This is a genomic window from Pseudomonas salomonii, from assembly GCF_900107155.1.
GTDB lineage: Bacteria > Pseudomonadota > Gammaproteobacteria > Pseudomonadales > Pseudomonadaceae > Aquipseudomonas > Aquipseudomonas salomonii.
Genome location: NZ_FNOX01000002.1, coordinates 683,242 through 694,512 on the forward strand (window position 1 = coordinate 683,242; position 11,271 = coordinate 694,512).

Consider the following 11,271-nt stretch of genomic DNA (forward strand, 5'->3'; position numbering starts at 1 on the left):
CCTCCATGGGCCAGTCAGCGTTCGTCATGCCTTGGGGGTATCGACTTTCAAACGGTTTACCTGCACGACCCGGTCATCCGAACCCGCCTTGCGTGGGGCATTGATCGTTATCATTACGCCATCATTGGTGAGGAAAGTGGGCTTGGCCTTATCCTCCGTCCCGCCCATGGGGTAGGCATTCTTGATAAACAACGTCCGGTATTCCCCAGGCTTGTCGCCCTTGAGCGTGGCCACCAGGTCACCCTCACGCGTAACGCCCCAATCGAAAACCTGCGAGGCGCTGTAGTCCAGTTTGATAACACTTTCGACCGGATCATTGATGGTCACAGCCTGATAACCCTTGTTGATTTCGTAGGTATTAAACCCACCCTGGCCGACAATGTCGGCGCCACCATTGATAACAATCACGTTGGCGCCTTTGCCCGTCAGCACCACGTCCTTTTTGCCGTTCAACGTCAGGTGATTGTCTTGATCATTCCCCTGGATATAACTTTCTCCATTTTCAACCGTGACGGCATTGGAGAAAGCATGGAAATACGCAATTGGCGTGACACCATTGGTTTTGGAGTCCTGGGCGTTGACCGAAACCGCCCCGGTTTTAAAGTCGATGACGTGCCCTAAATAGGCCGCTGTTTTCGACTCGCCATCGACGCTGTAAGTGGTACGCAGCTCACCCGAAAAGCTCAGCGTATTGGTGCCCTCGCCGCCCCAGAGTTCTGAGGCCTTTGGGCTGAACCCGTTTTTCTCGGTGTCCTGCACCTGCCGCATTTGCTCGAGTGTCTGGCGTGCATCGGCATTGAAGTTAAAGGTATCGTCGGCGTCTCCGCCGGTGATCAGCTTTTTGCCGCCCTCGAAAGAAAAATAATTGTGTTTTTTCCTTGAGCCCGCCACCACGTCATCTCCGTCACCCAACACCCAGAACGTGCCTCTTCCACCGCCCGGTACACCTTCGACAGGCTTGATCGACATGCCATCCCAGGAGTCTTCAGGTGCGGTAATGCGATCATTACCGCCGCGCAAGTGGGCGGCCGGGACTTTGCCATCCACTTTAATCAGGTTCAGCAGCAAACTCGGAATGTTCCACCAGAGTGCGGGAGTCAGCGGAACCTTCCCCGGGACCTGTGTGACCTCGACCTTGGTGTCGCCATACACAACACGTTCATAAAGATCTTTGCCTGGCCCTTCCAGAAACGCCTTGTAGAGAGCCCGGATGTTGTCATCGTGTTCATGGGAGTATTTCGCTTGCAAGTAGGGCTTCATCACATCAAACCCCGGTGCAAAGCCCAGGAATGACTTCAAGCCAAGCGTAAACTTCTGGTTGCCTGTCAACGGTGTGTATTTATCAATGTCTTGCACAGTACGCACGGCTGAATAAATTGACTGTGCAACCATCAAGCCCGCTGCCACCACCAGCCCAGCCGGCCCTGCGCTGCTGGCTCCGGCGAGAAACGCTGCCCCCAGGGCGATCGACGTAGCGGCATTGGCAACGGCGAATGCACCATTGACATAGTGATCCTGAGCTTCTTTATCGGTGCTACGCCCCGCTTTTTTAAACGAATCGACAGCCGTGTAAATATCAAACGGCATACTGATAACTAAACCGGCCCCTCCTGCCACTTTACCGATCATCTTGCCCACGGAGGACGATTGAAAGCTGAGTATCGTCGGTGCGGCCCGGTTGACTACCTTCTGCGCCACTTTATTGAGCCCCGTCTCCACGCCAATTCCGACGTAGTCAGCCCCTACAGCGCCCAGCCCTATGGCGCCCGCCGTGGTGTCACCACGTTGAATGCTCTCAATGGAACTGCGCAACCCTTGAAAGGTACTGAAGGCCCGAAAACCCAGGCCTCCCGAGTCAGTCGCGCCTGTTTTACCGGGTGTGCCCGCAGAAAAAAAGTCCGCGGGAAGCGGTTTATTGCTGCGCCGCATATCGCGGATGGCGGCAGCATGCCGCGACATGTCATTAACGGATTGTTGCAGCGCCTCCGGGATAGTGCCGCCGTCCCGCCTGCTCAGCAGCGGTACAGTGGATTCACGCAGGGAGGCGATCTCAGCAAGCACATTACTTGCACGCTCGCTGACAGCATCCGACCCGGATTTGATAAATGCTTCCAGACGCAGATAGTCAATGTCCATCGCGCCGACCATCTTTCTGCCGTCTGGATCATCGGGCATCTGCGTCTCGATCGGCGCGCCATTGAGGTTTACCCCCATTTTGTAAAGCTCGACGCGGCTGACCTCGATTTCACCGAACTTAATGGTCGGCTGGCTGGCATCAAGCTTTTTCAGGCGTTCCATTACCGCTGGGTCAATCGCGGGTACCGTCTTTGGCGGTGTGACTGCAGTGACTGTCGGTGATGCTTGCGCGGGTGTTTTGGGCGGCGTCACTGCCTGGCCCGGTGGCGTAGCGATCGGAGCCGAGGGGCTGGTTGCTGTAGGAAACAGTTTGTCGTGCGCTGCCTTGGTCTGTGGGTTGAGCTTGCCTTCATAGAGACGCGACGTATAAGTCTCTTCCAAGAAATCCCGTGGGCTTTTACCTGCACGCTGACTGTCTTGAGGGCCGGCCTCGCGAAACGGTTCCTTGCTGGCGATCACTTCCAGGAACCCTTTGGCATCGGCTTTGTAATAGCCAAGCATACCGAGCTTGCCGGCGATCAACGCGGCTTGCTTCTTGGTGACGGAGTCAAGGCCTTCGACCCCAGCCCGATAGCCAACGCGATCGGCGACGGTAGTGTCCGCCGAAGCGGCAGGCGCGAAAAAGTCGTCGCCGATAATCAACGTGGGCGGATTGCTGAACAGCAGCTTCGTTTGCGGATGATCGCCCGGTTTGGCAATAACCACGTCGATGTCACCGGCCACCGCCAAGGCTTTTTTCGGGGTTTTGGACTGAATGCGTTGCAGCGCTGCGTCCACCGCCTTGGCTACCTGCTCAGACCTGACGGGGTCACTGCCGGCTGGGCTGACGATATCAAACGTCGTCCCTCGAACAACCTCGGTACGCGAATTGAATGGCGTGCCGATTTGTTTGTTGGCCAGAGAGGATCGCTGTTGCTCTATACGCTCGAAGGCATAGGGATATCCAACAGGCGCAGCGGCCGCCTTGATGGCGTTGATCAAACTGTGCTCGAGCTCCCTCATGGGCGACAACAGTGGGGAGTCCGGGTATTTCCCGATATAGTCCTGAACGGACTTTAATGTCTCTTTCGCATGATCAAATTGTGACATCCCCTGGCAATCATGCAGCTTGCCCAAGCCTTGCGTAATTTTCTCATAGTCCGCCGCCCCCTGTGCGGCCGGGGCCGGCGCCTGTTTACCGAATGCCTCTTTGGTTGGCACACGCGTGGCGTCGATCACCTTAACGTTATCAAGGCCGTTCAAGGGCGCGTCGAACATGAAACGTATAGCGTTATTGTCGCTGGAAACCTCAGGCACATGGTCAGGTTTGAACACACTGATCAGATATTCGGGTTTAGCGCTGTCTTTGTTATACGGCTGATGTAAATGTTTCAATTCGGAGCTGGTAAATATCCTTTTCAAGCCTTTTTCAAACGCTTCCTTAGAAGAAAACGTCGTAAACCCGATATTCGGGTCATTGTAATAGTAGGTTCGAGCGCCTGTAGCGTCGACGATAACCCCTGCCGTCAGGCGATGCTCGTCAGCGCTGATCAACAGGGTTGTGGTCTCAGTCGCGGTGTAAAGTCGCGGCGCAATCTGTGTATAGGCTTGAACCTTTCTGGTCGCCGGGTCATGCGCAACGCTACGATCATCAACCTTGCCATGCACCTCGGCCAGCTTGCGAAAAAACACTTGGGATTCGGGATCATCCGGATGCGCCAGCGCCTGGTAAACATTGCTCAAAAACGTATCCTGCTTGCCCTCTGCCACGGCCAACGACAAAAGATGGCAAAACCCCGAACATTGCCCGTCCGATAACTTATTGATTAAAGACAGGTAATAACCCTGTGGCAGGGGCGTGACCTTCACCCCGTTGTCCGTGATCACCTTGGTAAATATTCTCGCATCGTCATGCGGGCCACTGATCAGGCGTTGCTCAACCCTGTATCGCAGTGCTCCCAGTTGCTGCGGGCTCAATGGCTGATTCAGTGCCAACCGCATCAGCGCCAAGTCGCTCATTTTTGCTGAATACCCCGGCAGCGTGACGGCCGAGGGAGTGTCATAGCCTTGTTTAAAATCGGCATGCCCTGGCCCCACAGCGGCGTCGCTCATCTTGCTGACAAAATGTTCAAGCACTTTGTTATCCGGTAGGGAGGCAGGCGGTGTTACCCGGCCCCGAACCTCGACCGTAGAGGTATCCCTGCGGGTTCGGCTGTGCTCAGCGGGTTGTACAGGCGGCGATGTGTCGGTAAGCGCAGGTTGAACATAGCCAGAGAACCGTTGAGTCGTAGCCGAGGAGACGTGCGACATGAAGACTTCCAAGTATATATAAAGTGAAGCGCTGCCCGTGTAACAGGCATGCCGTAGAGGGCTAACCTACAAACACACACCGTGTGTAACTATCAGATTTATCTGCGAACTTTCTGTTAGAAGCGTTGCTTTTCAGCCCCCCGTCTCAAGGTGTTTTTCGTCCTCGCTTATACCCAAAAACACTTGTTCCTTATCACCGGGGCTGGGGCTAGAATCAGCGCCATTCCTGCACCTGCCTCCCTGATACGAGCGCCCCATGAGCTTTGATTTCGACACGATCCACCCCCGCCAAGGCACCGGCAGCACCAAGTGGAACCGATACCCGCAAGACGTTCTGCCGATGTGGATCGCCGACATGGATATCGCCGCGCCACCCGCCGTTCTGCAAGCCCTGCACGCACGCCTCGACCAGCAGGTCCTGGGCTACAGCGTGGCTGGCCCGGATGTGCGCGAAGCCATCATCGCGGACCTGTGGGCCAAGTACGCCTGGCGCGTACAGCCTGACGAATTGCTGTTCCTGCCCGGTGTCGAGCCTGGTTTCAATATGGCCCTGCACGCGTTCGTACAACCGGGCCAGCCCGTGGTGCTGCAAACCCCGAACTACCGGCCGATCCGCCTGGCACCGGGCCACTGGAACCTGCCGCGTATCGAAGTGCCGCTTGAATTGATCAATGGCGAGTACATCACCCCCATGCCCGCCATGCGCCAGGCGCTGAACGGCGCCGGTGCGCTGCTGCTGAGCAACCCGCACAACCCAGTGGGCAAGGTCTTTGCGCGTGAAGAATTGCTGGCCGTGGCCAATGCCTGCATGGACAACGGTGCACTGATCATCAGTGACGAAATCCATGCCGAGTTGTGCTTTGACGGCCGTCGCCATATTCCCACCGCCAGCCTCAGCCCCGAGATCGCCCAACGCACCATTACCCTGATGTCGGCGAGCAAGGCCTATAACGTCGCCGGCCTGAAGACCTGCTTTGCCGTGGTGCAAAATGCCGAGGTGCGCGAGCGCTTCAACAATGCCCGCTGCGGCATGGTCGACAGCGTCAGCCCGCTGGGCCTGGAAGCCACCCGCGCCGCCTATAGCCAATGCAGCGAATGGCTGGACGCACTGGTGCCGTACCTGCAAGCCAACCGTGATTATCTGCTGCACGCCGTGCAAAACCGCTTGCCTGGCGTGGTGATGCACGCGCCCCAGGGCACCTACCTGGCCTGGCTGGATTGCAGCGCCCTGGGCCTCGCCGACCCGCAGCAGTTCTTTCTGGAACAGGCCAAGGTCGGACTGAGCGCAGGCATCGAATTCGGTGATGACAGCCAGCAGTTCGTGCGCCTGAACTTCGGCTGCCCACGGGCGATGCTCGAAGAGGGTTTGCAACGCATGGAACGTGCACTGCGTCAGCGCTAAAACGCAGACGCATCAGTCGGGCGGCGGTGGCCCAGGAACTATCTGAAGAGACATCGCACAATGTGGGAGCTGGCTTGCCAGTGCCCACACTTGCGAACACATTTACAGCTTGGCGATCGACACTTCAGTCGACTTCACAAAGGCAATCACTTCACTGCCCACTTTCAATTCCAGGTCACGCACCGAGCGGGTGGTGATCACTGAGGTGACGATGCCGGACGCGGTTTGCACGTCGATTTCAGACACCACTTCGCCCAGCAGAATTTCCTTGATCACGCCCTTGAACTGGTTGCGCACGTTGATCGCTTTGATGGTCATGTCGGCTTTCCTTTTGGCTGTTGGGTCAATCCGCACGAATGCGCAGGCCCTCAAAATGCGTTATCGACATCGATATTAAAAGGAATATATAAGTCTTTATTTATACGATATAGATATATAAAAGGTGATCGCCTGCCAACAGCCGTTCAACGCCCAGGCGCTGCCCAAGGTCTTGTCCGGCGGCATGGCGCAACGCGTGGCCATTGCACGCGGGCTGTATTCACGCCCGCAGATGTTATTGCTCGATTGCCTTGCTGCTGGTGACCCATGATGTCGACGAAGTGCTGTACTTGAGTGAGCGGGTGCGGGTGATGGACAACCGGCCGAGCAGTATCCGCCAGGAACTGGCAGTCGACCTGCCACACCCACGGGGCCGGCGTGACCCGGCGCTGGCGCAGCTCAAGGCACAGGCATTGACCAAGTTGCAGCGCGCGCATGTGATCTAGGCCAGGGTTCGACTGAGTGTCACCCAATACCGCGTGCGCGCTCGCACTTCGAACCCCAGGGTCTGGGCCAGCAGCGTGAGGATGCGATCGGTGTCATCCAGGCGAAAGCTGCCGGTGACCCGCAGCGTTTCCAGGCTCGGGTCCCAGCGCAACACACCAGGGCGGTAACGTTCCAGCTCGCGCAGGAAATCCCCCAAGGGTTGGTTCTGCGCGGTCAATACGCCGTCACGCCAGCCCAGTTGCTGCACATCAAACACCGCCCCGGCACTCAGCCCGTGAGGCCTTAACCAGGCTTGCTGCCCGCTGTTCAACGTCGTCAATTGCCCGGTCAGATCATGCACCTGCACTGCGCCCTTGAACACCGACACCCGGCAGCCGGACGCCAATTGCCGCACGCACACGTCGGCCTGGCGCACTGCTACCTGGCCATAGCGCGTGTGCACGCTGATCGCCGCTGCGCCCGGCACCGTCAGCGCCAGTTCGCCGTCCACCAGCGTGATGCGCCGCTGTGCCAGGTCGACATCCACCGCCGTCGCCGTGTTGAGTTGCAGGCTGCTGCCATCGGCCAATGGCAGGCGCTTGCGCTCGCCGGTGGCGGTGTGCAAATCAGCCCGCCACGCCTCGATGGGCAACTGGCGGCTGATCAACCAAGCGGTCGGCACCAGCGCCGCCACGCCCAGGGCCCGTTTGAGCAGCGCACGCCGCCCCGGTTGCGGGCGGTCGAGGCTGGCCATTGCCACGGCCTGGGGCAAGTCACTAAAGCGCCGGCGCAGTGATTGGGCCTTCTGCCAGGTCTGTTCGTGCTGAGGATGGCTGTCGCGCCAAGCTTGCAAATTGGCATGGTCACGCTCGGTGGCCGCGCCGGATTCCAGCAGCGCCAACCAGTGGGCGGCGGCGCGCGCAACCTCGCGGCTCACAAGTCCACCAGCAAGCAATGTTCATAAGCCTGGGCCATATAGCGCTTGACCGTGCGCTCAGAAACGTCGAGCCGCTCGGCAATCTCGCGATAGCCCAGGCCCTCCAACTGGCTCCACAGAAAGGCGCGGCGCACCACTTGCGGCAAACCGTCAAGCAACTCATCCAGGGCGTGCAGGGTTTCCAGTACCAGCCAGCGTTGCTCGGGTGACGGCACGCAGGTCTCGGGCAAACTCGCCAGCGCCGTCAGATAGGCTTGCTCAAGGCTGCGGCGCTGATGAAAGTTGGCCAGCAAGCGCTTGCCGACCGTCACCAGATACGCCCGTGGCTCCTGCATGTGTGCAATCGGCTGGGCACTGGCCAGCACCCGCACGAAGGTGTCCTGGGTCAGGTCCGCTGCATCCCAGGCGTTGCCCAGGCGCCGTCGCAACCAGCTTTCGAGCCAGCTGCGATGATCACGGTACAAACTCGACAAGGTCAGTTCGCCAGTGTGGGACGGGGCAACAGCATCAGTCATGGCAAGCAACCTGCGCGGCGCGAGTGAGTCTCAAATGAGATTCATTCTATTTAATATCGCGCGGGTGCACCATGCTCTTTTCAACATCGTGTTTATGCCCTGGGTGACAAACCAGTCTTTACTATTTGTCTTTATATGGATATTTTATCCAGATACGCCCATGAGGTCTGCCCATGCAATTGCCCGACTATTCCGATGTCGTCGTCGCCGCCCAACGCCTTGAAGGCTTCGCCCATCAAACACCGGTGTTCACCTCACGCACCCTCGACGCCGAAACCGGCGCCCAGGTGTTTATCAAATGTGAAAACCTGCAACGCACCGGCTCGTTCAAGTTTCGCGGTGCGTTTAACGCCCTTTCGCAGTTCGACGCGCAGCAGCGCAAGGCCGGGGTGGTGGCGTTCTCCTCCGGCAACCATGCCCAGGGCATTGCGTTGGCCGCCCAATTGCTGGGCATGCCGGCGACCATCGTGATGCCCACCGACGCGCCCGCCGCCAAGGTCGCCGCCACCCGGGAATATGGCGCCAGCGTGGTGCTGTATGACCGCTTCAACGAGGACCGTGAGCAAATCGGTCGCACCATGGCGGTTGAGCATGGCATGACGTTGATCCCGCCTTACGACCACCCACACATCCTCGCCGGCCAAGGCACGGCCGCCAAGGAATTGTTGGAATTCAGCGGCCCCCTCGACGCCCTGTTCGTCGGCCTGGGGGGTGGCGGCATGCTCTCGGGCACCGCGTTGTCGACCCGTGCGCTGGCCCCCGATTGCCAGCTGTTGGGTGTTGAGCCCCAAGCAGGCAATGACGGCCAGCGTTCATTCCAGACAGGCAGCATCGTGCACATCGACACCCCGGCGACCATCGCCGACGGTGCGCAAACCCAACACCTGGGCGACTACACCTTCCCGATCATCCGCGACAAGGTCAGCGACATCCTCACCGTCTCCGACGCGCAGTTGGTGGCCGCGATGAAGTTCTTTATGCAACGCATGAAAATGGTGGTCGAACCCACCGGCTGCCTGGGCCTGGCCGCGTTGCGCCAGCTGGGCGAGCGGTTCAAGGGCCGGCGCGTGGGCATTATCGTCACCGGCGGCAACGTCGACATCGCGCGCTACGCCGCGCTGCTCAGCGATGCGCCATGAACATCATCCACACCGAGACCGCCTCGGCGCCTGCCGGGCACTACTCCCAGGCCGTCAGCCACGGCGACACGCTGTATATCTCCGGGCAATTGCCGGTCAGCCCCGACGGGCGTCACAACCTTGAAGCATCGTTTGCCGAACAGGCCCGGCTTGCGCTGGCTAATCTGCTGGCCATCCTGAAAGCCGCCGGTGGCTCGCCGCAGGATCTGGTGAAAGTCACGGTGTATGTGGCCGGGGTGCAGCATTGGGCGCAATTCGACCGTATTTACGCCGCCGCGCTGGGCGAGCACCGCCCTGCCCGCGCGGTGGTGCCGGTGCCCGAGTTGCACCACGGTTACCGGGTGGAGATTGAAGCTGTGGCGCGCTACCTGGCGTAGGTGTAGACCGCCGCCCGTGACACGCCCAGGTGCGCAGCCACGGTCTCCATGGCCCGGCGAATGTCCATGCAGCCCGAGTCTTTGAGCTCTTGCAGCAACAGCCGTCGATCCGCCGCCTTGAGCGCGCGCGGCGTGGTGGCCAGGCGTGCGGCGAACTGGTCGATACGGGTGCGAATCACATCGGCGCCGGACGGCTCCAGGGATTCAATCAGGGTGTCGCCGGTGACCGAGCCAAATTGCTCGAGCATGCCCTGCAGACCACGGAACAATGAGAGATCGACGTTCATGCACAAGGCCGCGACGTACTTGCCGCTGGTGTCCTTGATGCCGATCGAGGTGCTTTTGACCTGGCGCCCATCGGCGAACTGATTGCGGTAATTGGCAATGATCTGCGGGTAGTCGGGGTCGGCAATCCGCGCCAGGCCCAACTCGGTGGTCGGGTCGCCCGGCGAGCGCCCGGAGAGGTTGTTATGGATCGCCAGGATCGCCTGCTGCGGATCGCGTAAATCGTGCAGCACCACCTCGCAGAACGGGCTGAAGGTTTTGCTCAAGCCTTCGGCAATCTGTTCGAGCTGGCTGATGAGGGTGGTTTCTTCAGGAGCGGTCTTTTTCATGCAAGACAACATATCCAGTTCTGGACAGGCCGTCAATTTGGCCGCTGTCCCCTGAGCGTGCCGAGCACAGTGACAACGCGGTGTTGCACAACGGTGACGTGCAGGTCCGGGAGCGACTGCGTGGTTGGTAGACCCATCGCTACAGGGCGAGCTCCATCTTGATGATCTCGATGGACACCGGGCTGTTGCCCCGACTGAAAGTGCCCTCGCCGACCTTTTCAAAGCCGAATGCGGCATAGAACATTTCGGCGTTGAGGGTCGCTTCCAGGCAGGCCTTGGCATGGCCGGCGTTCTTGATGCGCTGCAAGGCTTCATTCAATAAGCGTGCGCCAATGCCCTGCCCGGCGGCAGCGCCGCGCACGAACAGCTTGCTGATTTCATTGCCATCGATCTCGATAAACCCCTGCAGCCTGTCGGTGTACGCCAGCCACAGGTTGCCGGCGGCGATGGCCTCGCGGTAGGTCGCGGGTGAGCGGCCGTTGAGCCACATGGCGATCTGCTCGGGGCCATAGTCGCCCGTGCAGAGGTTTTCGACAGAGTTCTTATGCACCTCGAAGACACTTTGCGCGTCTTCCAGCAGGGCGGATCGAATCAGTACTTTTTTCATTCCCTTGAAATTCCACCGGCAGCCAATGAACCCAGGTTTTATAGCTCAACCGGCGCTGCGCCGCGACCCAAGACCGCACATCTTGTGCGTTGACCTGTTTTGTTACACACCATATAGTGTGCCCACAAACACAAACCACCACTACATAGTGTGCAGTACCGGTATTTACCGACCACACTCTGCGCAGTATTTCAATGCCTTGAAGCCTGCAAAAACCTATTTTTCGAGTACCAGGAAGGAGAATTTCAATGTTGAGTTGGGATGAAGTCGACAACGAAGACACCGGTGCAGCGGTGATCAAAGGCGCCAACGCCGGCCACGCCAGCGAAGCCAACATGGACCGCCTCGACGGTGCCGGTGCTGCCGCCGCCCTGGAAGCGCGCAACGTCACCGCCAACGACTCGGCTGCGATCATCCGCGCCAAGGCCGCCCTGGACAAACTCGACGTCGCCGAAGGCCTCGCCGAACTCGAAGGCTCCGCCGCCCGCGTCGCCGTCGACGAAAAGCGCAT

General features: G+C 59.2%; 9 protein-coding genes and 2 pseudogenes. 5 read left to right on the forward strand and 6 right to left on the reverse strand.

The window, feature by feature from the left end; genetic code table 11:
- Positions 1-24: 24 nt before the first annotated feature.
- A complete protein-coding gene (locus tag BLV67_RS07135; protein WP_244160701.1) occupies positions 25-4,251 on the reverse strand; it encodes a hypothetical protein in 4,227 nt (1,408 codons plus the stop codon).
- 430 nt (positions 4,252-4,681) lie between these two features.
- On the opposite strand from BLV67_RS07135, the gene BLV67_RS07140 reads away from it, so the two are divergent.
- Positions 4,682-5,827, forward strand: a complete 1,146-nt coding sequence (locus BLV67_RS07140; RefSeq protein ID WP_069787888.1) for a MalY/PatB family protein — start codon at positions 4,682-4,684, stop codon at positions 5,825-5,827.
- Positions 5,828-5,929: 102 nt separating this feature from the next.
- Here the strand turns inward: BLV67_RS07140 and BLV67_RS07145 are convergent, their stop codons facing one another.
- Entirely contained in the window at positions 5,930-6,145 is a 216-nt protein-coding gene (locus BLV67_RS07145; protein ID WP_003173733.1) for a TOBE domain-containing protein, read from the reverse strand.
- 151 nt (positions 6,146-6,296) lie between these two features.
- Here BLV67_RS07145 and BLV67_RS32060 point away from each other — a divergent pair.
- Positions 6,297-6,591 (forward strand): annotated as a pseudogene (locus BLV67_RS32060) (ATP-binding cassette domain-containing protein); the annotation flags it as partial.
- Here BLV67_RS32060 and BLV67_RS07160 read toward each other — a convergent pair.
- Positions 6,588-7,508 carry a FecR domain-containing protein gene (locus BLV67_RS07160; protein ID WP_069787890.1) on the reverse strand — a complete coding sequence of 307 codons (921 nt, stop codon included), beginning with the start codon at positions 7,506-7,508 and terminating at the stop codon, positions 6,588-6,590. The pseudogene BLV67_RS32060 and the gene BLV67_RS07160 sit on opposite strands and share 4 nt — an antisense overlap.
- Positions 7,505-8,023 carry a sigma-70 family RNA polymerase sigma factor gene (locus tag BLV67_RS07165; RefSeq protein ID WP_069787891.1) on the reverse strand — a complete coding sequence of 173 codons (519 nt, stop codon included), beginning with the start codon at positions 8,021-8,023 and terminating at the stop codon, positions 7,505-7,507. The genes BLV67_RS07160 and BLV67_RS07165 overlap by 4 nt, the downstream gene beginning before the upstream one ends.
- A 173-nt stretch (positions 8,024-8,196) precedes the next feature.
- Between BLV67_RS07165 and BLV67_RS07170 the strand changes: the two genes are divergently transcribed.
- Positions 8,197-9,162 (forward strand): threo-3-hydroxy-L-aspartate ammonia-lyase, encoded by a 966-nt coding sequence (locus tag BLV67_RS07170; protein ID WP_069787892.1) that lies wholly within the window; start codon positions 8,197-8,199, stop codon positions 9,160-9,162.
- Complete coding sequence (locus BLV67_RS07175; protein WP_069787893.1) at positions 9,159-9,539, forward strand: RidA family protein; 381 nt, start codon at positions 9,159-9,161, stop codon at positions 9,537-9,539. Before BLV67_RS07170 ends, BLV67_RS07175 begins: the two co-directional genes overlap by 4 nt.
- Here BLV67_RS07175 and BLV67_RS07180 read toward each other — a convergent pair.
- Together BLV67_RS07180 and BLV67_RS07185 are read right to left on the reverse strand one after the other, a co-directional pair.
- A complete protein-coding gene (locus BLV67_RS07180; protein ID WP_065911721.1) occupies positions 9,527-10,153 on the reverse strand; it encodes a helix-turn-helix transcriptional regulator in 627 nt (208 codons plus the stop codon). The genes BLV67_RS07175 and BLV67_RS07180 overlap by 13 nt on opposite strands.
- A 139-nt stretch (positions 10,154-10,292) precedes the next feature.
- Positions 10,293-10,760, reverse strand: a complete 468-nt coding sequence (locus BLV67_RS07185) for a GNAT family N-acetyltransferase (RefSeq protein ID WP_065911723.1) — start codon at positions 10,758-10,760, stop codon at positions 10,293-10,295.
- Between the two features lie 248 nt (positions 10,761-11,008).
- On the opposite strand from BLV67_RS07185, the pseudogene BLV67_RS07190 reads away from it, so the two are divergent.
- A pseudogene (locus tag BLV67_RS07190) lies at positions 11,009-11,271 on the forward strand (ribonucleotide-diphosphate reductase subunit beta); the annotation flags it as partial.